The 22,570-nt window shown below is 47.4% G+C and carries 25 protein-coding genes; 1 reads left to right on the top strand and 24 read right to left on the bottom strand.

Features of this window, described 5'->3' with window-relative positions; translation table 11 throughout:
• Window positions 1–138: 138 nt before the first annotated feature.
• The 20 genes from DP091_RS14815 to DP091_RS14725 all read right to left on the bottom strand — a co-directional run bounded on the left by DP091_RS14815 (window position 139) and on the right by DP091_RS14725 (window position 15,774).
• Window positions 139–885, bottom strand: coding sequence for a GNAT family N-acetyltransferase (locus DP091_RS14815; protein ID WP_113059021.1), 747 nt, complete (start codon window positions 883–885; stop codon window positions 139–141).
• Window positions 886–984: 99 nt separating this feature from the next.
• Window positions 985–1,542: a GNAT family N-acetyltransferase gene (locus DP091_RS14810; RefSeq protein WP_113059020.1), complete on the bottom strand. Its 558-nt coding sequence runs from the start codon at window positions 1,540–1,542 to the stop codon at window positions 985–987.
• 138 nt (window positions 1,543–1,680) lie between these two features.
• Window positions 1,681–1,935 carry a DUF402 domain-containing protein gene (locus DP091_RS14805; protein WP_181469813.1) on the bottom strand — a complete coding sequence of 85 codons (255 nt, stop codon included), beginning with the start codon at window positions 1,933–1,935 and terminating at the stop codon, window positions 1,681–1,683.
• A 23-nt stretch (window positions 1,936–1,958) separates the two neighbouring features.
• Entirely contained in the window at window positions 1,959–2,504 is a 546-nt protein-coding gene (locus DP091_RS14800) for a GNAT family N-acetyltransferase (RefSeq protein ID WP_113059018.1), read from the bottom strand.
• A gap of 47 nt (window positions 2,505–2,551) precedes the next feature.
• The gene (locus DP091_RS14795) at window positions 2,552–2,812 is read right to left on the bottom strand and encodes a DUF3139 domain-containing protein (RefSeq protein WP_258394525.1); all 261 of its coding nucleotides are present in this window, start codon (window positions 2,810–2,812) and stop codon (window positions 2,552–2,554) included.
• Window positions 2,813–2,900: 88 nt separating this feature from the next.
• Complete coding sequence (locus DP091_RS14790) at window positions 2,901–3,530, bottom strand: hypothetical protein (RefSeq protein WP_113059016.1); 630 nt, start codon at window positions 3,528–3,530, stop codon at window positions 2,901–2,903.
• Between the two features lie 4 nt (window positions 3,531–3,534).
• On the bottom strand, window positions 3,535–3,660 hold the full coding sequence (locus DP091_RS31900; RefSeq protein ID WP_258394524.1) for a hypothetical protein: 126 nt from the start codon (window positions 3,658–3,660) through the stop codon (window positions 3,535–3,537).
• A 54-nt stretch (window positions 3,661–3,714) separates the two neighbouring features.
• Window positions 3,715–4,881 (bottom strand): purple acid phosphatase family protein, encoded by a 1,167-nt coding sequence (locus tag DP091_RS14785; RefSeq protein WP_113059015.1) that lies wholly within the window; start codon window positions 4,879–4,881, stop codon window positions 3,715–3,717.
• A 204-nt stretch (window positions 4,882–5,085) separates the two neighbouring features.
• The gene (locus tag DP091_RS14780; RefSeq protein ID WP_258394523.1) at window positions 5,086–5,490 is read right to left on the bottom strand and encodes a NusG domain II-containing protein; all 405 of its coding nucleotides are present in this window, start codon (window positions 5,488–5,490) and stop codon (window positions 5,086–5,088) included.
• A gap of 243 nt (window positions 5,491–5,733) precedes the next feature.
• Window positions 5,734–6,204, bottom strand: a complete 471-nt coding sequence (locus DP091_RS14775; protein WP_113059014.1) for a hypothetical protein — start codon at window positions 6,202–6,204, stop codon at window positions 5,734–5,736.
• A 14-nt stretch (window positions 6,205–6,218) separates the two neighbouring features.
• Complete coding sequence (locus tag DP091_RS14770) at window positions 6,219–6,758, bottom strand: thioredoxin domain-containing protein (RefSeq protein ID WP_113059013.1); 540 nt, start codon at window positions 6,756–6,758, stop codon at window positions 6,219–6,221.
• A gap of 10 nt (window positions 6,759–6,768) precedes the next feature.
• Window positions 6,769–7,296, bottom strand: a complete 528-nt coding sequence (locus DP091_RS14765) for a MauE/DoxX family redox-associated membrane protein (protein ID WP_113059012.1) — start codon at window positions 7,294–7,296, stop codon at window positions 6,769–6,771.
• 22 nt (window positions 7,297–7,318) lie between these two features.
• Window positions 7,319–7,954 (bottom strand): hypothetical protein, encoded by a 636-nt coding sequence (locus DP091_RS14760; RefSeq protein WP_258394530.1) that lies wholly within the window; start codon window positions 7,952–7,954, stop codon window positions 7,319–7,321.
• 197 nt (window positions 7,955–8,151) lie between these two features.
• Complete coding sequence (locus DP091_RS14755; RefSeq protein WP_113059010.1) at window positions 8,152–9,603, bottom strand: carbon starvation CstA family protein; 1,452 nt, start codon at window positions 9,601–9,603, stop codon at window positions 8,152–8,154.
• Between the two features lie 194 nt (window positions 9,604–9,797).
• Window positions 9,798–10,535 (bottom strand): LytR/AlgR family response regulator transcription factor, encoded by a 738-nt coding sequence (locus DP091_RS14750; RefSeq protein ID WP_113059009.1) that lies wholly within the window; start codon window positions 10,533–10,535, stop codon window positions 9,798–9,800.
• A 31-nt stretch (window positions 10,536–10,566) separates the two neighbouring features.
• Window positions 10,567–12,306: a sensor histidine kinase gene (locus tag DP091_RS14745; protein WP_113059008.1), complete on the bottom strand. Its 1,740-nt coding sequence runs from the start codon at window positions 12,304–12,306 to the stop codon at window positions 10,567–10,569.
• A 211-nt stretch (window positions 12,307–12,517) separates the two neighbouring features.
• The gene (locus DP091_RS14740) at window positions 12,518–13,051 is read right to left on the bottom strand and encodes a GNAT family N-acetyltransferase (protein ID WP_258394522.1); all 534 of its coding nucleotides are present in this window, start codon (window positions 13,049–13,051) and stop codon (window positions 12,518–12,520) included.
• A gap of 80 nt (window positions 13,052–13,131) precedes the next feature.
• Window positions 13,132–13,809 (bottom strand): DUF6320 domain-containing protein, encoded by a 678-nt coding sequence (locus DP091_RS14735; protein ID WP_113059007.1) that lies wholly within the window; start codon window positions 13,807–13,809, stop codon window positions 13,132–13,134.
• Window positions 13,806–15,077, bottom strand: a complete 1,272-nt coding sequence (locus DP091_RS14730; protein WP_113059006.1) for an alcohol acetyltransferase — start codon at window positions 15,075–15,077, stop codon at window positions 13,806–13,808. The genes DP091_RS14735 and DP091_RS14730 overlap by 4 nt, the downstream gene beginning before the upstream one ends.
• A gap of 85 nt (window positions 15,078–15,162) precedes the next feature.
• Window positions 15,163–15,774: a YkoP family protein gene (locus DP091_RS14725; protein WP_181469814.1), complete on the bottom strand. Its 612-nt coding sequence runs from the start codon at window positions 15,772–15,774 to the stop codon at window positions 15,163–15,165.
• A gap of 439 nt (window positions 15,775–16,213) precedes the next feature.
• Here DP091_RS14725 and DP091_RS14720 point away from each other — a divergent pair, with 439 nt between their 5' ends.
• A complete protein-coding gene (locus DP091_RS14720; protein ID WP_258394520.1) occupies window positions 16,214–18,568 on the top strand; it encodes an Ig-like domain-containing protein in 2,355 nt (784 codons plus the stop codon).
• Window positions 18,569–18,849: 281 nt separating this feature from the next.
• Here DP091_RS14720 and DP091_RS14715 read toward each other — a convergent pair whose 3' ends face one another.
• The 4 genes from DP091_RS14715 to DP091_RS14700 form a co-directional block, all read right to left on the bottom strand.
• Entirely contained in the window at window positions 18,850–20,310 is a 1,461-nt protein-coding gene (locus tag DP091_RS14715; protein ID WP_113059004.1) for a chitinase, read from the bottom strand.
• Between the two features lie 509 nt (window positions 20,311–20,819).
• Window positions 20,820–21,428 carry a YdcF family protein gene (locus tag DP091_RS14710; protein ID WP_113059003.1) on the bottom strand — a complete coding sequence of 203 codons (609 nt, stop codon included), beginning with the start codon at window positions 21,426–21,428 and terminating at the stop codon, window positions 20,820–20,822.
• Between the two features lie 127 nt (window positions 21,429–21,555).
• The gene (locus DP091_RS14705; protein ID WP_113059002.1) at window positions 21,556–22,104 is read right to left on the bottom strand and encodes a hypothetical protein; all 549 of its coding nucleotides are present in this window, start codon (window positions 22,102–22,104) and stop codon (window positions 21,556–21,558) included.
• 30 nt (window positions 22,105–22,134) lie between these two features.
• Window positions 22,135–22,557: a hypothetical protein gene (locus tag DP091_RS14700; protein ID WP_113059001.1), complete on the bottom strand. Its 423-nt coding sequence runs from the start codon at window positions 22,555–22,557 to the stop codon at window positions 22,135–22,137.
• Window positions 22,558–22,570: the final 13 nt, after the last annotated feature.

The following is a 22,570-nucleotide window of genomic DNA, read 5'->3' as shown; positions in this document are numbered from 1 at the left end:
TACTTAGATAACATCATCTAAAGTCGGGGCATCCGCTCAGTCATCTTCCATGATTATACAACCGTTCCTCAGATTGAGTAACCCTTTGTTCAAGTAAGCAGCAGACTTATGAACATCCATGATTATGGTTGCATGTGCTTACCTTTCGATATGCTTGTGCCTATACCAATAGGAATAGATCTCTTTATACTGAAGATGATCATACAATCGGCTTGCGGCAAAATTATTTTGTACCACCTGTAAATAGCTGCTTGTAGCCCCATGTTTCTTGGCCCAATGCAGAATATGTAACATTAACTGTTTGCCGTACCCACGATTTCGACAGGCCGGAGCGGTAACCAGATCATATATTCCTACATAGCCCTGCTCCAATGCACCAATTCCGCATGCTACAGGTTCAGTACGATCATATAGGATGAAGAATCCATATTGTATCACGGAATAGTTAAACAGCTTTCTTTTTACAGCCTTGTTCTTCTCAGATATTCCGGTTAAGTCCGCAAGCACATCCAGCCATTCATCGGTCAGCTTGTCTTCGATCTGAACTTCCTTATGGGATGGGGACTCCATATCATCCAGGTGTGCCAATACTCGAAGACTGGTAGGATCCAATAGGGTATAACCCCTGGATTCTAAAATAGGATCGAGTTCCTGCGGATTGAATGGTGTGATTTTAAATACGACGTCAAGTCCGGCCTTAACATATAAACGCTCACATTGTTCAATCTGGCTATGAAGGTCGATCGAAGACTCCGTATAGAGAGCTTGAATTGAGTTGGATCTCTTGGTATAGCCATCTGCAAATCGTAACAGCCATCCCTGTTGTGTCAAGGTTTGGAGCGCTGGCCAAGCGTTTAAGGTAAGCTCCTCGATTCTCTTATGCACGTAAATCACTCCTACAAATATGTTAGGAATAAATATACGTTAATATGGATTTTTATTCAATTAGAAAAATGTATTATTTCATTAGTGGAATTAACCGCCTTATAAACTGAATATAACTGGAACATCTGCGAGTCTTCGTTTCCATATCATATGATCTGCTCCACTCCCCCAATGGTCCTGTAGGACATAATCGGGTTCACCCAGCTTCTTCTTCCATATCTTCTGTGCACGAGAGTATCCGCTATCCAAACAAAATTCCGTTAATCCTTTATTGAGAAGCGTAAGATACATGATATTTAACATTAGATTTCCGATCCCTTGCTGTTGGCAATCCGGATGAACAAATACCGTTCCGATTTCAACCACATCACGCAATTTCCCATCGGTAGCTTCCCGGATCAATGCATTGGATGGTCCATACTCGATGCAGCTCACAATGCTGTTATCTAGCAGCCCGATGAGAAAATATCGCTGCTCTCCGTTCGTTTCAAAATCTGCGTTCAAGTATCTATTTTTGCTGTCAATCTCCTGTTCAATATCCTCCAGTAAATCTGCCAAGCCTTCTTTGGCAAAAGTATCGGTAATTACGAGCCTGAAAAAATGCTCTATGGCTTTTATATCGTTGCGATTTGGTCGCCTGACTTCTACTTGAAGCATGTTAGGCCTCCTTGTAGCTTCAATTACAATAGTCTCACAGATCTTTGGTGTGTTTCATAACATGGGCTTTAACTTCATCCTTTTGTTCATCGGTTAACTGGACAGGTTTCCAAGCATGATCGTCAGGGATGTGGATGGTTAGAGGTTGATCAGTTGCCAAAAGTGCCTGATACTATCGTTGATCACCTTGTTTTCTCCCGACCGGATTTCCAAAATGATCTTTGCCGCCGTTTCTTTAGCCAGCTTATAATCTTGAAACTCAATATGCCCTTGGCGTAAGGCTTCCTCAAGCTCATCCTCGTCTTGAATGAAGAGGCTTCCGTCTGGAAGCACAATAACATCCAGATAGAGATCATCCCAATAAGGGATCCCTTCGTCACTAACTCCATTCACCCTAGAAATATCGTTCTCATGCGTTATTCCATGCGTTCATTGCGGATTACCATATGTAGGTGGTCTTCCCAGACGCCGTTAATCTTCAGGTATTTAATGGCTAGCCCTTCTTCGTAGAAGCCTAATCGTCTCACTACATTCAACGAGGCTTTGTTTCTTGGCATGATGTTAGCTTCCAAGCGGTGCAGCCCCATCGTATCAAAGCAATAGTCGACGACGGCCCTTAGCGCTTCGGTCATATACCCTTTTCCCGTATGCGCCTGTGCCAGCTTGTATCCCACATGGGCCGATTGAAAGACGCCTCGAACGATATTGCTGATCGCAATCGAACCTATGATTTCATCATCTTTATGCAGCCACACTTTAAACAGAGATCCGTCTGCTATGCTTCGGCTCTCCGCTTCCAGAATCTCCGCCTGCTTATCGATGGTATAGAACTCAGCTTCTCGAGCGGGCTCCCATACCTTCCAATGCTCATCGTTCTTGACGATAAAATCCACCACATCCGCTGCCCGATCCTGATCGATGGTCTTTAGCTGTAATCGTGAGGTTTGTAACGTAAAGGACATACGACGCTCCCCCTTAAAGACTTAAACTGAAATTCAATGACAACCTATCATTCCTTGGGAATATAATGCTTCAGCTTTGATCGAGTAATTCCTCGAGCTTTTCCCTCCGGAGTCAATCGGTATTCAAACTGCATAATGTTACTGTGAGCAAAATAGATATATTCGACATCAGGCTCGTCTTTGAAGACCACAACCACATAAAAAGGCGGAAGCTTCACTCCCCAGATGCTTATTACCGACTGAATCTCATCCTTGCTGTAATGTTCTTCTTCAAGTAAGTAGGTATTCACCTTTTTAGCGTAGATCAATTTGTTCGCCTGCACATACACAAAGGGAGACAGAAGAACAAGCACCAACAAACCAATAGTGCAATTTTGATTTTATTCCCTGTTATTTTCATAGATTAAAATGCCGCTTAACCACTTCATAGTTCTCCTGAATGCTTCTGCTTCCGTCCACGAATATAACCTTGAATCCACGATTCATGGCGTCCTTGGCCACATAGGCCGCAAAGCCGATATCTCGTCCCATCCAATTCTGAAACGCGATATCGGGATCATCGCATTGATTCAGAATATCGTGGATCCATTCGCGCTTCGCATAATGCTCCTTCTGGAAATCCGGAACCGGTATGATCCATATTGCCTGATGGGGGCTGGATACCAGCTGTGCTACTTTTTCAGGTAAAAGCGCTGCTCCCTCCACAATGACGGGGGGTGAAGCCGGCAAAGCCGATACATCATCCACGATCATCGGAAACTCCTCGCGATAAAACTCCAGCTCCTCATCAATCTGCTGCTGAACCGGTCGTGACCATAATGTATTCCAGTTCATATCCTTCAAACGGAACATGGTGGGATGCTCCGACGGATTGCATGAGTGTACATGCTTCTCGTTGAACAGGTCACATTGATAATAGGTGTAGCCGTAATCTTTCGTGATCATTTCGGCAATCGTGGATTTGCCTGAACATGGGGAACCTCCGATCCAGTATACGTGGGAGTAGTCTTTTTTCTCGTTCATCATCTAATCATGCCCCTCTGTCGTTATCTTTTCTTAACTCGTTTCGAATGTCCAGCAATACGTTCCAAATCGCCCGCAAATATACCACAACGAATAAAAAACCTACAATCAATATCAATGCGATCATCCCCATAATCTCTCCACCTTTGCTGCTCTGACTGGAGACCTCCAATCGACCATAACTCTTCTATGTATAATCCCTCTTGCCCTCAGCGCTTTTTCGAATCCGCATCGTATCAAACAATCGCCCTTCATCATCGATGGCACGCACTTCCAAGCGGTCCATCGTTACAACGACTTGCAGAAAATGAGGCACCGCCAAGGACTGCGAGGTATGCCATTCCCTCTTGGGCAGTAACCAGCCCGGCATGGCTCCGGCGCCGCCTGCTACGATGTACACGATGCCATTGTCATAATCCACGGTCCCTTTCGTCAATGGGTGGCTTCGCTCATATACAATTGTATGCGAGTTGATAACCAGATCCACCCCATACCGTTCAAAGACCGTGGAAAGCTGTCGTAAATCCTCGACTTGATATCCGCCTGAAACATATGGCGGGTAGTGAAAATATACTACTTTCCACCTACCACTACTTGTTGAGAGCTCACGTTCCAAGAAATCGTACTGCGCATTTCCCGGACTCATCACGCCGGAGCTGCGAGGATAATCTTCTTGTCTGATCAAATCCGTGCTGTCCAGGCAGATGAAATGAACGTCTCCGTAATAAAATGCGTAGAAATTCTTCGGTTCCGGAAATGCAAACAGATCGTAATACCATGACGCGTTGTCCTCATGATTTCCCAGGCAGCTGTAAAAAGGTGTATCCACAAAAAAATCACGCCCTGGTCCAAAGAAATACTTGTCCCAATCCTCAGCGTTCTTTCCGTCATGGACGACATCTCCTACAAACAAAGCGATATCGGGTCGATACTGCTTCATTCGGCTGAAAATTCTACTATTAATACGTCCTCCCGACGAATCGAACCCGCTATAACCTCCGGTTTCACTGGTCACCGTAAAAGAGAATGGCTCACCTTGTCCTGCTGCCGTCTTCAACATATAAAAGTCAGACTCAATCTCATCCGATTCATGCTGGGAGTAGACCTTGTAATAATAAGGGGTTCCGGGCTCGAGGCCCTCCACGTTGATTTGGTGTATCCGTGTTGGAGACCCATCGGCAAAAGTACCGAATAGGTGAACTGGCTGCTTGTAGTTTCCTTGATGTCCGCTATGTATTCTCTCAGCATGCAAGACGTCCACCCTGGAAGTTGCAGGGAGCGACGTTTCCCACATCACGGTCATGCTGTGCCCGGTCGGGTTTTGCAGGTATGGTCCCTTCACAATGGAAAGCATGTAACAGCCTCCTTCGAATCTATTCATCAGAAAATGATGGTTATCGGTTATCTGACTTCGTTTCCTCTCTAATTATAACTATTCTTTCAGCTAAAAAGTTACGCTAACCTAACATTCACACCATTGTCCTACATAACAAAAAGAACCGGCATTACCCCCGGTTCTAGTAAAATTTATGATAGTCATACTCTCTTGTCCCTGAACTTAGCTTACCACAGCATCCAGTTCTGTCTCCCGCTGTTCGCGATCGGGAACTAACACCTCAACCATGACTCTAGTCGGTACGCAGATGATCTGCTGGTAGGGTTCCGAGATAAATCCCATATCCAGTGCAATTCGCTTCGGGGCATCCGAGTATATCATCTGGACCCCGTAGTTATACACTTTCAGCGTGTTGTGTCCAAACTTGGTTTTAATATCAATGATACGTTCGTCCGCGGTCAGCGGGACAGTCTCGTATTCTTTGCCGTTCACCGTAATCAAAGCCTTGAGTTCTCCCTGCTGGTAATCTGCATGGCTATGCTTCCACCACTGCATTCCCGTGAAGGAGCCAAGGATCAGGATCAAGGCAAACAGGATCATATCTCCGCGTCTTATTCTGGACAACATGCTCCCTCCTCCATGTGCACAGTCTTTGGAACCCCAGTATGAACGATGTACGAAACCACTGAAATGAATTTTGTCACATTCGTTATCCATGTGGACGGCTTGTACAACCGAAGGAGCAAGCCGCGAAAGCCTTGATGCAGCTCTTGCTATGGGGCAACCTGCCGGCTGTCCGGAACGGACTCGATCATGTGTTGGAGTCAGTGAGTTCATCATGAATTGCTTAAAGCACTCCCCTCTTTTCTATCAATACAACTCCGTTGACCTGCATGCACAGATCACATACCGCCCATAGACCCGTGCTCCCTGATAGCACCAATTCCTTCCGACATACGGATGCACATAACGCGAGATGCAATCCTGACACTTGGCCCGTTGTCCCGCAGGATCACTCGTATACCACCAGCCGGAAGGATAAGGGCATAAACCTTTACAATCGTCGATCACCGTCTTGGGGGTGCAAATGATATAATCCGACGGACAAGAGGCATCTGCGCCGCAGCCTGAGCAATATTGTCCATGCGGAGGCCGGCAGGGCCCCGCAGCAAACGAAATTTTGACGATATCGTTATCATCGGGACGGACTAATACTTTGGCAAGCGTCTCGGCCGTTTTTTGCGCTAATTTATTCAGCAGCGACTTCCGATTCATCTTCCGGGTAACCCGGCTGATCACCACCTGCGTCTCTTCGTCCTTGTTCTCCGGCTTCCGCCACATATTCTCACCTCATCTTATGAAGCCCTTGATGCTTTCGCGTACGCTTCAAGCTGTTCCCGACTGTTGACCAATCCCTTATGCCTGATGACGCCGTCCATATCCACCGCGTAGGCATAAGGGGTGACCTGCACATCGAGATGATTCGCAAACTCCGAACTAACGATCAGCACCTCATCGTCATAACCTATTTTTCGGACATACTCCGATGCCAAATCTACAGACGAGAATAGCAAAAGGATCGGTCTCACGTTATTCATCCTGGTGATCCGCTTAAAATCCGGCAAAATATCGGCGCATTCCTTACAGGTTGGCGATCCAAACAGCATGATGGAAGGCGTGCCAATCAGCTCGCTTGTGGACCACTCGGCACCCCGCAGGGTTGTCGTTGTGGCCCCGGGGATTTTATGGCCGACCGGAATACCGGACTGATTCACGCCTCGCGCAGTACCCATCACCATAATCCCCAACTGCCGAAACAGGACCAGGTTCAGAATGACCAAAGGTACGACCAGAATCCACAGCATGGTATATGAGATCCAGAAAAAGGTGTTCATCGCAGCCTCCTTACAACCTTTTTATTTTGGAAATATGAGTTGCGGCAATCTCGCGGTATATTCGTATCGCATGCAGCCCATCCGGAACTCCTATGATGATAAAAAGCGATAGCAGCAGCAGCATTCCCTCCATAAGCAGACCGGTTGCGGCAAAAGAGTGGCGATGCGCAAACCAGACAGGATGGCTGTAGGCCAACCCCATGAGTCCCATCGCCAGATTGAACCCAATTAATGGAAATCCAAGTTTAGAGCTGATCTGAGGCCCGAGACAGCCGCAGTCCAACCTCCCTTTTGTTCGGATGAAATAAGCGACGCCCACGCCCTGAATGAAATAAAGTAAAGAAATGCCCAGGAAACTGTACCGCGATGGAAAACCATATACCATGGTTACTGACAAGATCTGCAGGAGGATGAGCAGCGCATGCAATCGGGCACTTCCGGGGAACCGATCCGGATCACCGAATGCACGGCTCCAGCCAAAGCTCACCACGGACAACAGCATGGGCAGCGTAACGGATATTGCAAGCAAATCGTACATGGCCCCATATGCTCCTTTCTCTTCAGTAGCTGATGATCCAGATGATGGAACCGATGATCAGCAGCATGGAGACCGTTTGCCGCACGGCCGAGAGCAGCGTGAGATTGCGCACCCTTTTTTCAAGCATACGGTACACGATGGATCGGATCAGCGGGAGACTGAACACGGTGCCGCGAACGACTCCAAACGTTGCCCCTGCCAGCAAGCTAAGCCACCATGGAGCCGCGAATAAGGAGACCAGGATATACGCGTGAAAGAGGACACCCACCTGCAATGTGATGAAACCCAAGCCCAGAATCTGGCCCCATAATGCTGCCGAACGGTACCCTGCATGCTTGATCCATTCGGAGGGAACGATGAAATTGCCGGATGGAAGAATCCCCGTTTTATGAATGAGCTCCAAGCCCAGGAGTATCGCAAACAGCACCACAATAATAGAGTTTTGATATAAACCAACAGGGGTTAATTTCAGCAAAAAATTGATGAATCCGATCGCCAGTCCGGTCATAGCGCCGCCCAGGGTACAAGAAACGATGTACACCAGCGCATATTTGGATTTACTGACCTTCGTGCCCTCCAGACTGCCTAACACATTCAGCCCACAGGTGGTGTCGACACTGGCTACCGCGGCACAGACGGCAAATATAAAGAGCAACATCGACAGCAAGTCATGCCACCTCCCCATCATCCCTAGACATGAACCCTTCACTCTTTCATCTTATGTGTGACAGCCTGTCGATTATTTATACAAATATCCGATCCGCTGGATATGCCGCTACATCGCTATCTCATTGAGAATAAAGAAACCGTCCATGGATAATCTCCAAAGACGGTTCTGATTTATGCAAGCATTGGTTATGCGACTTTATGATAATCCGAGATATCAACCTCCAGCGGCATTTCGGCTGCTCGCGCTTTTTGGGCCGCTTTAAAAAATACGATGACCAATAAGACACTGATGACAGCACCCACGATATAAGAAACATTCATGGACTGCCTGAATCCGATCTCCGCGTTCAGAATATACACCGTCGTTGTGTAGAGCATAAACGCACCCGGAATCAGCGCTACCCAGTAATTTTTACGGGCAATGAACAGATACATCGCACTGACAAACAAAGCAATAACCGCTGTGGCCTGATTGGCCCAGGAGAAGTATCTCCAGAGAATGTTGAAATCAATCTGGGTTAAGGCAATGGAAACGACAAACAAAGGAATGGCAATGATAAGGCGCCGCTTCATGCTGAATTGTGGCAGCTTGATATAATCCGCAATGATCATGCGCGCGCTCCGGAATGCGGTATCCCCCGACGTAATCGGCAGCACGATCACTCCCAGCACAGCCAATGTGCCTATAACCGCACCTAACGTCACCTTCGCGACCTCGCTTACGACAAGACCCGTTCCGCCGGTTGCCAGAAGCTCGTTCAAGCCGTTGGACCCCTGGAACAAACTCATCGCCGCTGCGGCCCATACCATGGCTATAATCCCCTCGGCAATCATCATGCCATAGAAAATTTTACGTCCCTGCTTCTCGGTCTGTGTAGTCCGGGAAATAATCGGTGTCTGGGTAGCATGGAATCCGGATAAGGCACCGCACGTAATCGTCAGAAACAATAGCGGGAAAATCGGCATATGATCCGGATGCAAATTGGCTAGTGTCAATTCCGGTATCGGTACCTGCTGTACAATCAGCATCCCGCCGACACCAAGAGATGCTATGAGTAACAGTGCGCCGAATATCGGATAGAAGCGGCCAATGATTTTATCAATGGGCAGCAGTGTAGCCAGAATGTAATAGCCGAAAATAAACAGGGTGATGATCCACAAACTGACTTTGCCGTTCATCAGATTGTGAAGCAGGCTGGCCGGTGAGGTCACAAAGACGGTACCTACCAAGACCAGCAGCAGAATCGCGAAAGCGTTCACAACATGTTTCATCACTTTGCCCAGAAACTTTCCAGCAAGCTCCGGCAGATGCGCGCCGCGGTTGCGGATGGAGATCATACCCGTCAGGTAATCATGGACAGCCCCGGCAAAAATACACCCCAGCACAATCCAGATAAAAGCAACCGGTCCATAGAGCGCGCCCATAATGGGTCCGAAGATGGGGCCCACACCGGCTATATTGAGGAGCTGAATCAGCGAGTTTTTGTTCGAGCTCATAGGCAGATAATCAACGCCGTCCTGATTGACATAAGCAGGCGTTGCCCGTTCTTCTTTAACTCCGAACATTTTTTCAATGTATTTTCCATAAGTGAAATATCCAATAACCAGCAGAATGATCGATATGATGAAGGTATACATGCCTTCGCCCCCTTTTACTGAAATCGCTTACATTGATTATAAGAAATTATCGAGATCAGAGGGCGATTTTGAAATAACATGTCGTCTGGACGCATTAAGATGTTCAAATTTAAGGTTATTATGCACATTAAAGGGCTCTCATGCACTCTTCATTCACATCATGAGCGTCACATCCTTAACACGTCCACGATTAATTAAAGCTCCAAAGCCTCTCGAAATGCCTTGGCATAATTACGGCTTACGGCTAGTTTGTCGCTGCACCCCTTCAGCTCAAGCTGGAATGCGCCGTTAAACCAAGGAACCAGGCTTTTGACATAATCAAGATGTACCACATAGCTTTTATGAATCCGGAAGAACGGATACTGCCGAAGCTTCGTTTCCAGCTCCTTGAGTGGCGTTTTAACATGATATTGCTTATCGACTGTGACGATCTTGGAGTATGCCTCCTCCCGTGAGATATAAATAATATCTTTCGGGTCTATGAACATAATTTCCCCATCCACATCCAACGACAGCTTGCCCGATGATTTGGAATGACCGGGTGCTGTCGGGTCTTCCTTTCGTAATGATTGCTCAAGGCGCCTTACCGTCTCCGCCAGTCTTTCTTCGTCTATAGGCTTTAACAAATAGTCCAGCGCTTCGAACCGGAAGGCCTCTACACCGAATTGAGGGTACGCCGTGGCAAACACGATTTTTGGAGGGAGCTTCAACTCGTTTAAGGCTCTAGCCGTTTCAAGCCCGTTCATTAAGGGCATTTCAATATCCAGAAATACGGCTTCCGGCTTCAACTGCATGGTCTTTAACACCGCCTGTTCCCCGGAATCCGCTTCTCCAACGATCTCGAGTGTAGGATGCTGCTTCAGTAAATAGATCAGTTCTTCACGGCTGTACCGTTCATCATCCACGATGAGTGTTCGAATGCGTTCGATCATGTGTAAGAAATCCCTGCCTTCATGAGTAGAGTTATACGTTAGCGGCTGCGGGAATCTGGAATTGAATTTCAGTCCCGACCGCTTCATCACTTTGGATGTTTAATGATGCATGGGGCCCATACATCAAAGCCAATCTTCTGTTCACGTTATACACAGCCATTCCCGTACCCGATGAAGAATCGAGCATTTGGCGCCCCAATAACCGAAGCCGTTCCGGCGTAATCCCCGTTCCGTTGTCCTTGATCGTAACGAATACACCGTTAGCCGGATCACCCTGAATGCGGATATGTATGACACAATCGTCTGTTTTGTTCCTGAAACCGTGGCGTATGCTGTTCTCTATTAATGGCTGCAAGGTCAGCGGCGGTACAAGCGCCTGCAGCGCGGAATCCTCTACCTCATATTGTATTTGCAGCTTATCCTCGAATCTGGTTTGTTCAATGCTCATATAAGATCGTATATGCTGCAGTTCATCCTGAAGCGTGGCCTTCTCGGCGGTTGCGGCGGTCAAATTCTGGCGGATATAGTCCGATAGACTCCGCAGCAGCTTTCTTGCCTTCTCCGCATCGATCCGTGTTAGAGAGAGTATCGTGTTTAATGCATTAAACAAAAAGTGCGGATGAATTTGTGCTTGAAGCGTCTTGATCTCAGCTTCTCTGGCAAGTTCCTTGGTTTCCTCCAATTGAGCGGCCTCCAGCTGGTAGCTTAACAGCATCGTAAGACCTGACATCAATTCTGTCGTAACGTGGGTAATGTCCTTCGGACTTCGAAAATAGAACTTTAGTGTGCCCACGGTCTGACCGCCCTGTTTCAAAGGTCCGATTACAGCGGCCCCCAGCGGACAATCCGGCTTCTGGCACTGAATATGCGCCCGATCCGCGATCAGCTGCTCCCCTTGTTCAATGACCCGACGCGTCACTTCCGTCTGCAGCGGACGACCTGCCGCATGATGATCATCCCCCGTTCCGACATGGGCCAGAATCATCCGGTCATTCGTAATCGCAATCGCACTGGCATTGACTTCCTCATAAAGAATCTGACATACCGCTTCCGCGGATTGCGCATTCATCCCCTGACGCATATACCCAATGGTTCTGCGGGCTATCCGAAGAGAAGCTTGAGCCTGCTGAGCCGCTACCTTCTCCTCTTCATTCAATACGGATCGGATAATGAGCAGAAACAATGCACAACCGATTCCGTTTGCTACAATCATTGGAACTCCAATATAACCGACCAAGGACATCGCCTGTTCGAATGGTCTGGACAAAAGCAGGATGATCAGCATCTGAAGGGACTCTGCCAATGCCCCCATTAGAAGCGCAGCTGAGAAACGAACCTGCTCATTCTTTTTATGAAACAGGCTGGCCAGAAGACCTGCAAATATGGTAGCGAGCCCACAGGCCAAACTCGTAAACCCACCTAATGTAAAACGGTGAAGCCCTGCAATCAGTCCTGCACCAAGCCCGATTCTGTAGCCTCCGAACAATCCGGCCATGACAACACCGACAACTCTTGAATTCGCAATCGCTTCGTCTCCGGAAACTTGCATCATCCATTTGTTGACTTCAAGGGATTCGGTATTCACCGTAATTCCGGTATACGTCCCGATAATCCCTAAAATCCCGAAAACTAATACGGCCTGAATCTGTTGTGCTGACGTCAGCTTGTCCTGACTTATCATCGATCGGAAGAACCTCAACCGGGTTACGATAAATGCAATCGTCACAATAATTCCAATCCGCTCGGTCATTGTAATCAGCAGTTCAAACATGGCGTCACCCCGCAATCTGACTTTGAATCGCTTACTCGTCACGAATAGATTCCTTAAGAAGTTTACCGTAAACCTGGCAATACATACTAAATTATCATGGCAGAGGCTCAAAAAAACAACAAAAAACCTCCCGCTTCCATTCGTTCTAAAGCGGAGGTTGTTAAACTCCGTACCATCCTATTCGTTTGAACATCCCTCGTTTATATGGATATCACCTGAAGACCGGCTTTCTCCATTCCATGTAAATACGTTCGCTGAACCCTATTCCCTCTACATCTTCCTCAGATTTTCGTTCAATCTCCCGGAATCCAAATTTCTGATATAACGATAGCGCGACCAGGTTGCCGTCGGTCACTTCCAGAACGTAACGCTTGTATGGCAGCTCCTCTTGGACATGCTTCATTAAAGCGGTGGAAACGCCCTTGCCGCGAGCTTTCGTCGTAGTTGCCACACATTCGATATAACCTGTTTCCTCATCATAAGGCAGTGCCGGGTTAAATTCGTTTTTCATGACGTTATATGCAAGCTCGCCTGTCTTCTCTCCAAAAGCCTCCTGAAGCGGAGCTAACTCGACCGGCATGGCCCGCTGCCTATGATGGGAACAGGCTAAAATCCCGATAATGACGCCCTGGACCTCAGCCACATAAAACACCTCGGGACTGAACAGACTCCGGAAGGCTTTCTTTAACGTGCTTCGATCCTCAGTGAAATAGGACAATTCGTTATAATATCCATCAACAAACACTTCCGCTACTTCCTCGCGAACGTCTCGTTCATAATCTGCCTTCTTCTAATCGTAATGGAGCACATGATGTTCTCCTCCTGTCAAAAATGTAATCTGCGCTTCATATCCTTTCGGAATCCCTTATCTGCAATCAGACACATCCCGCCGAACGTTAATAAGGCATATACGGCCGTGGCAACGGCTGTCCATAATACGTGCGACATGCCGACGGCATATAGTAATAAGGGCACAAATCCAAGCAAGATCAGGGTTAACAAGTAACCTGCGAACTCACGCCAGCGCATTTTTCTGGTGCAGCATATAACGGTAATCAGAAGGGTTGCCGCCATCATCAGGAACGGAATGACGTAACCGGTCGACCAGTAATTCGTACCCGCTGCCACGTTAAGCCATAGCAGCATGCCGGACAGCCCCAGCAGCTGTACGACGATTTTGCCGCCGAGGTGCGACTTGGACATCAAGGTATGTCTGATGAACAGCCATGCATAGAGCACGCAGGGCATGAGGTACAGACTCCACCATACTTCGTGATCTCCCAGAATATTTATAAGTAAAGATAAACCGATGACAGACACTGCAATGAAGGTAAGCCACTTGGATAACAGACTGCTCGCACGCTGCTCCTCTACAGCCTCATAGATGGGGTACCAGGAATTCCCTGTTGATGGTGCATCGCCCTTACCATGTAAATTTCTCCGGCATAAGGGACATGCTGCGTGCGCCGGGTCTACGGATACCCCACAGCTCTCGCATCTCATGCGCCCATCCCCCAATCATTGCTGACAATCCTTATATCCATTCCGCTCAGGCTGGCAAGCTGGCGAAAAAAATGCCTGATCACATCGCTCTCGACGATATTCCTGGCAAAGGTGATGGTAAGCTGGTCATTGATCGAACTGACGGCACAGTTCATTGGACTCTTGGCCGTAGGATACATCGTGGTTTCCATTGATTCGATATGCGCAGCCATACTCGCTGGGATATCGACTCGGCCCAGATTGGTAAGCGTAAGCGTTTTGGCTTCTTCACCGTAATGGTCGAATCCATAACGAATCGCCAGATCCTTCAATTTCAGCGGCGTGAATCGGGATATCAGGTTCTTCTCGTATTTCATGCTGCTGGCCATCGCTTGGGTTAGATAAGACTTCGTCGTTTTCTCTTTCATCTGTGCATGCACGATACCTTGCACCTCATCCAATGTCATGCCTTCCTTCATCTGTACGCCAATGTTAATGACCGCAAAAAAGTTGCGCAGACTGCTCGAAGGAAATATTTTACGCAGGTTCACCGGCATGCTGATCACAATCGGCCGGTTATCGTTGTTGAAGGGCAACGTCGTCTCATAAACCGCCATAATCAAAATCGCTGTCAGGTAAGCGGTGAGCGTTACTCCCTTCTGCTTGGCCGCCCCATTCAGCCGCGAGGCGTGAATCATGCCGTGGATGACGTTGTGTCCATAAGGCGAGAATCGGGTACCGGGAATTTGCAGGGCCTCCGGCATTCTGGAATCGGCCGTGGCCGATGTATAATGAGCTTTAAAGCTGTCCTGCGCTTCGGCATATCGAGCAAATGAAGCTGGCGGCAGAATCAGACCTTCCTTGTCCTCTACGTTTTCGCCGAGCAGATATAAATACTGGAACACCAAGGTTTTGAGAAACTCCAGTGCCCCACCCCCGTCTGTTAGCGCATGGAAAATCTCCACGCTGATCTTGTTGCCATGATATAAAACCCTCACCAAGCTTCCGCCCTCAGTCGAGAGAGCTGCAGGAGCGCAAGGATAGGTGGATTCCGGTTCCACCATCAAACGCGTCTCCTTCTCCCGCAGAAATTTCCAGAACAGGCCATTTCTAAGCTCGACGTTTAATAGAGGGAATCTCTTCATTACGCTATCGAGCGCCTGTTGCAACACCGGTGGCTTCACGTCACTTGTCAGCATCATGGACAACCGGTAGGTTGATGAATTCTCCCTTCCTGCAACGGCGGGAAACAGCTTCCCGGCGTGGTCAAGTTTATACCATTCTTCCATCTGTTGCTCTCCTCATTTCTATTAGAACTCCCACTCAGCTGCAATTAACAGGCTTACCTTATGTATGTGGCAATGCCACTTTCACTCAAGCTTCAACCGCAGCCGATACCAAGATGGCATGCCCCTCTTCATGTAAAGTCCGCTTATCCGCCATTGAAAATCGCTTTATCAGCGATGAGCGGGTATGTATTAACATCATGGGAACGAGTAGTTCCGTTCTTCGATCAATCCGATTCTTGCCATCCGGGTGCATCACGGATAACAGCATTCGCAGGTAGGACGTTGTCAGCTTTTGGAACAAGTCCGGTTTCATCGCTTGATGCTCAAAACCAAGACCATGCGTTAATCCACGGTGCAGCAAAGTAATCCCGACCAGCGCGCTGACCTCGCTGAACTCGGACCGGTATTCATATGCACGGCTAATCTGCAGCATGGACTTTCTTGCAAGTCTTGCTATTTTCAGAGCCGCACGATCCGGCCCTTCCGATCGGATTAGTTTGAGAATCGTTTCATTGTCCAAATGCAGCTCGCCTACCAAATCTCCATTCTGAATGACCGTTGAGTCCTCGCAGACGATGCGCTCTCCTCGATGCTTCTTAATCATGACTGTACATATGCCAAAGCGAGAGATATGCGAGCTGCGGAACCTGGAAATGAAGCTGAAGATACGTTCCCACATCATCCAGGAGCTTTGCATGACGGTTTTAAGTAATTTTCGCAGCAGATGGAACACCTCACTATTTTTTAGTTTGAATATGTCATTCCATGATTCTCCAGTAAAAATCCGTTGATTTCATCATAAAGAAGATCTGCACAGGTTCCCACCGTCTCAGGTACAGAGTTCCTCTCGGTCTCAAGACGGAGATGCGGGTCAAAACAGTTGCGATGCTTCGACGGATCCGATTTGGTAACGAACCTGTTCCCCTTGAAAAATAATAACCTGCCACCTCTCTAACATTGGTTCTAATCGGTTTTTTACGAAATATTAAAAAGTAAGCGCTTCATATTGATGCAAAATGTATGCTCACAGGATACGCAAGGCATTGTAACTGCCGTAGAGTCCATTAGGTTTACATCATACTGACAAGGATGTGACTACAAGGATGCTTTCACATTTACGTAGGTGCGGGCTTTTGTTGCTGGCGGCAGTTCTGATTTCTACAATCTGTATCCCGCCTCCCCACGTTAAGGCAGCAGCGTTAATTACTATTGATTCTCATCAGGACGGACAAACACTTCAACCGGGTGTGGCTGAGTTATCCGGAACCTACTCCGGCGTGTATGAACTTCAGCTCATCGTTAACGGTGCATTTGTGACGGATGTTCAGATGGATGACCCGAATGGCGATGACAGTGGATCTTGGTCTTACAAGCTGGATACAAGTCAGTTGGACGGTCCCGTCGAAATGGTCCTTAAAGGAAATGATGCGGTTACGCGTTATGGTATCTGGTCCCCATGGATTCACCTTAATATCGATAATCCTGCAGCTCATATCCCGGGAGTGCAGATTACCAGCCCAAACGAGCATACGTTGCAGCGCAATAAAATGGATATTCACATATCTGCAGCGGGTAAAAATCCGATAGCCCAAGTTGAGCTCCGCATCAACGGAGGCGATTGGCTGCAGGTCGCCCCTGCCAAAAACGGATATAAATATACATTCGATTCGCGTCAATCCCCTCACCAGGTTCACAGTCTGGAGGCAAGAGCAACCGATTCTTATGGCAACACAGGCTATAGCCTAACGGTCTATGCAAGAACAGGGGGGATGCCTCCGGCTAACCAAGGCAAATATCCCGCGACGGTGACTGACGCTGTCTATATGGATCTTGCCAACTCAACTCCCGTTAACGTAATTAATGATGTATACGATCCCTCCGCGACGAATCCTGAAACGGTGACCAGCAACACCTATGAGCCGGAGCCGCTGCCGGATCAGGATCGTGCGATCTGGATCTGGGAAAATGCCTCCTACCCGCTAGTACTGAATCCAAATGCCCGAGCGGCCCTCTCCTCCATGGCAAAGGATACAACCACCTTCAATCAACGTCCGATTACAACGCTTTATTTGGCTGTAGGGCAATATGACGGAGCAAAAATGCTGGAGGATCATCGAAGTGAGGTTCAACAATTCATCGAGTGGGCTCACTCTCAAGGTTTCTATGTTCATGCGTTGATCGCCGGCGGCACCTCCCCACCTTACTTCGGAGCCTATAGTCGGTATGAGACTCATGCCGTAAGAGAATTTGAGCAAATCTTGAATTACAATTTGGCTTCCGGCGAAACGGCTCGCTTTGATGGCGTGAACCTGGATACCGAACCGTATATCCTGCCGGATTTCAAAATAGCAAAGCCTTCTGTTCAGATTCAGTACCTGGATATGCTGCAGCTTCTGATGGAACGTAAACAGGCATCGGGCCTTACCTTGTCCGTCGGCGCGGCAATTCCAAGATGGTACGATACTTCTTCTGACGCAAGCAATATCTCATGGAACGGAAAGACGAAATGGCTGTCTGAGCATATTCAGGACACGGCCGATTATATCTCGATCATGAATTACCGCGATCAAGCCGATGGCAGCGCCGGCATTATCGCACAAGCGCTAAACGAGCTGGCTTATGCCAATACGATCGGCAAACCGAAGTCGGTTGTGATCGGAGTCGAGACGAAGGACATCGCCGATGGCGGGGATCCGGAAACCATCAGCTTCCATGAAGAAGGTCGAACTTATATGGAGCAGGAGTTAAACAAGGTTTATGATGCTTTTCTGAACGATTCAGCGTTTGGAGGCATTGCTCTCCATCACTACTCCTCGATCGTTGATTTTCCAAGCGAATGGGGACCTGGCGGCTACGCATGGCAGCCTCCTGCTGACCATGAACGGCCAAGCACGGTCAGTGGAGCAACAGCGGCCACGTTTGATTTTCAACGCATTAATATTACTTACAATATGGCGATGGACAATACCGCAGTGAATGCGTATCGGATCTACCGGAGTACCAATGCCGACTTTGAGATCGGACCCGCTACTTACGCCGGAATCTCTAAAGGACTTTCCTTCAAAGATACCGGTCTGCTGCCGAGCACTACCTATTATTATAAAATCACGGCGGTCGATATCAGCGGCAATGAAGGAGCTCCCAGCGCGGCTGCCTCAGCAACAACAGCGCCATCCACAATGAAACCGATGGTCATTGATCAGATGACCCTCACCTATTCTGCCGGTATCGCCAGAGTAACCATGCAGATGGTCGATAAGGAAACAAGGCTGCCTGTTTCAGCCAAAATCAGCGGACGGTTCACCCATATGGCAGGCAAATATGTCAATGCCGCGACAACGGCGGACGGCGTGTTCCAATCGCAGTCTGAGCTCATCTCCGTATCAAGAGGCGAGATCGGTTTCCTGCCACGGCGCATCATGGCCGACTCCTATTACTGGGCCAGTGCTTATGACCAACTCCCGTACCCGACGGTGATATGGGAGCCTTGAGGCTCAGATATACAGCGATTCAGAACTTCAGCACTACGAATGCGGATCATGCTTCCGATCCCTGTTGCCCCCAGATTTCTTATGATCCTATGACATGGTTGAAATCCGGGGACAAAGGGGACCGCTTTGCTTCTACAGCATGATTCCGCCTTCTCCGTTGGAGTTTGGAAACCAAACAAAAACCTCTCTTGATAATGAAGGTGTTATACCACCACATATCAAAGAGAGGTTTCCTTATATTAAATATTAGATCTGCTTAAATTGTACAAATATCATTCATGTTAGGGCAGCGTGTTCAAGAATGGCTTCACTGTTTTGGCAAGCGTGTAATTCGTGGTCGTATCCCAGTTAATGGACCAAGTCATCGCTCCCCGTATATCGGGGTATTTAGCAACCGGTTTATAACTTCCACAGCTGTTTCCAGTTGCCAGACAATTTAGGGCATTATTTACGACGGTTGGAGAAACATATCCGCCTCCAGCTGCTGCTGAGGTAGCAGGCACTCCTAATCCCAATTGGGAAGGTGATACCCACTGGAGCGTTAAGTCCGAAAGAGCCGTCAGGAAATCAACCGTGCCTTGGGAATAGCATTTACCGTCACGGCCTAGCATGCATCCAGAATTATAATACTGGACGTTAATTACCGTTGTTATATCCTTCAGATTGTTATAAAGCTGCATATAGGAGGTGTTTGGATTCTGCATGTCTATCGTTTGGGGAGCCATCGTCAGAACAAAATCATTTCCTACTTTCTGCTTCAGTTGGCGGATCGCATTGGTTAAATTAGGTACATTCATGCCATGCTCCAGATCGATGTCTATCCCATCAAGCCCATATTGAGTGATGATGCCGTACATGCTGTTCACAAAGTTCGTTACATTCGGGGATGGATTATTCAAGTTAATGTTCCCCAATTCCCCTCCAATGGATATGATGACCTTCTTGCCTTGAGCGTGTTTGGCCTGAATATCCGCGATCAGTTCGGCATTGGTGTACCCGCCAAGTGCTGTGGATAGCGCAGGATCAACTGTAAAAGTGACACCCCCAGGATTAGCAGGATCCATCTCGGCAAACGCTAACACAATGATGTCGTACTGTTCCGGTATATCTCTCACCTTTAACTTGCTCGCACCATTAACAAAGTTCTGCCAGTACCCTGTCAATATATGCTTCGTCGGCTGGGGGCCTCCTGTTCCTTCTGAAGTGGTTGCATTCACGATCGCACTGGCAGGAGAAAGGTTGCCGGCAGCATCCTTTGCAATGACCTGAAAAGAATATGTCGTGTTCGGTGAAAGACCCGTTATTGTCGCTGTCGTACCGGTAACAGAAACGGCTATGGATGTGCCTTGGTATACATCATAACCTGTCACGCCTACATTGTCCGTTGAGGCTTGCCAGGATAAAGTGACGCTTGAAGAAGTGACTGCGCTTACAATTACACTCGTAGGAGTTGTCGGGGCTACCGTATCGTTACCTCCACCACCTTGGACAAACTGCCATAATGCAGGCACATTGGGCGGTTCCCATCCGGGTAATGAGGTATGAGCTTGAATAGCCTTATACGCTTTCCCATCGTACGTTACGTTGTCGTTAACGGCATAAGATACATTGGGTGCCCAAGCGCCCCGGTCTGCTGCAGACACCTCAAGTGGAAAAAAGTTCAACACCATAGACACGACAACCAATAAAGGCAACATCATCACTCTCGATCTGTCCAGCACTCTGGATAAACCCTTCTTCATCCATTAATCCCTCCTCAGAAAATAAATTAATCGTTCAGCTTTAGCCTATCTCGCGTAAGACGACATCACCTCCTTTATCACATACAATTATCTTGTTAATTCTCTAAATCCATATCGATGCATTTTATTTACTCATTTTTGATTCATTTACATAATTCGTAATTTGATTTATATGTAAAAAATTTACTTTATATGTTAATTATTATCAATAGCTTGGAAGGCTCAATTTGTGTATGTAAGAAGATTTTCAAACAAGATATGCCTAAGACTAGGCAACACAAAAACAACCGTCCTCCTTGTAATGTGTTCAGGAGAACGGCCGCTTTGATCATTGTATATAATGGTGATAATTACCCAACTCGTCAGGCAACACTACGTATGCGAATCGTGCTTCCGCCTTCTCCGTTGGGGTTTGTAAAGATGTATCATGCGCTAGCATTTGGCCCGCCATCAGTAAACACCAAGCTCGGTGTTGAGTTCACAGTGTAATGCATGCCTTGCGATTGTTTTCAAATTTCAATATCCGCATCAACAAAATATCGTCCCTTTACCCCGCCGATCACTTTTTTCAGCTCGCCCAGTACCCTCTTCTCTTCCTCTGGATCGGTCCACCAATTGTCCCGTCTCCCAAGAGAGCGATGGTCCGGACACCATACATACTCATACCAAGGCGGCATAAAGGTCCTGAGCATGAGTTGGCATCGGCGCATATGTCCAGGCGCACTGACGAGCAAGAGCCGATGGATTCGTTGTAACCCCAATGCCCGATCAAGCACGGTTAGTGAGGCCATAATGTTTTCCTTCGTATGGTTGGACATCGTTTCAATAAAAATGGATTCTGTCGGAATGCCCATTTTTATGGCTTCATCCCGCATCATAACCGCCTCGGGCTGCTCCCACTCGCCAAATCGGTCTCCACCCGTGAATAATAGATACGGGGCGCGTACGGCTGTGTATAATTCAACCGCTTTCCTTACTCGGTCCAGGTTTTTTCCGCCAAACACAAAGATACAATCACCAGACTGCGTACCATCATCAACTTCCGTTTCCGCTCCGAACACCACCGTTGTGATCTGTTCTCTCGTCAATATCTCTGGATTCATCTGTGAGATCAGCAATAAAGAACCCTCCCGTTGTCTCATGTTCATCAAAACCCAAGTAATGCCTGGCGACTTCATATCGATAAAACTGCAATAGCTTTGCAGCGTCTGGAGTCCTCCATGTGAACGGAAGTAACACTTCATCTCATTCGATAAAATTATTCAATAAAAGACGAATCACACGATCGTCCCATACCTGTACTTCTATATATCGTTCTGGTCCTTGATCCCCGTCTTTATTCCATTCTTGCGGCCAACCATATTCGTCTACCAGCCGGAGAATTTCGTTCTTTAAGTAGACCTTCCCTCTGTAAGGCTTGTCGTCTTTAAAGCGCATCGTGGGAAATAAGTCACCATAAGTAAAACTAATGATCTCGGGGTCAACATCATCGAGGGGAATCTTGACTTCCCTCCCGCTCTGATACCACTGCTTAATCCATTCGCAAGGGCCAAGTGTCATGTAATGTGGATATTTATTTGTCGGCCGTCCACCCTTGGCTATAAATAGATCTCTTGCACGAGATTCTAATCCGCGTCGGATGACGATATAATCATCTCCGCGTTGACTCGCAAACCTATTTTTATTTTGTTGGAGTCTTCTCTGTACTTGCTTCGCTTCATCTATAGATAGTGCGGATAGATTTCGAAAAGGTCCGGTATCTGCATCATAATAATGATATAAGAATAATTCCACGGCTTCTTCCTTTCCTCGATTACAGCGATATTAGTTCGCTCGTAGATTTAAAACCCACTTATGTTTCTCCGAAGTCTCCGAGGCATCAAATATCAGCCCGTCCATGGTCAACTTACCCTGATTCCATTTTAATCTGGATATTTGTACTTGTTGATCTGTTGACTGCAAATTTATAGAATGATCCGGAATCTCCATCTCAATCTCAACATCATTTATTATTCTGACCTTGGATTTATGAGAAGAAATGACGGGAATTCCACTTCCATAAATCATGTAGAGACCATATTTTTGATTGTTTTCTTCATAAAAGTACACACCTGTCCCTCTTGCTTCCCACTCCCGATTTTCAATGGCCGTCCATATTTCATATTCATTCTTCATCCATTGATTAACATGAAATAATAAAAACACGGAAAGGACGACAACAAGGATAAGTAATAATTGTTTTTTCATAGGCTACTCCACA

The sequence above is a fragment of the Paenibacillus sp. MDMC362 genome, from assembly GCF_003269305.1.
In the GTDB taxonomy this organism is placed as follows: domain Bacteria; phylum Bacillota; class Bacilli; order Paenibacillales; family Paenibacillaceae; genus Paenibacillus_AQ.
This window is presented reverse-complemented; position numbering and strand designations above follow the sequence as displayed.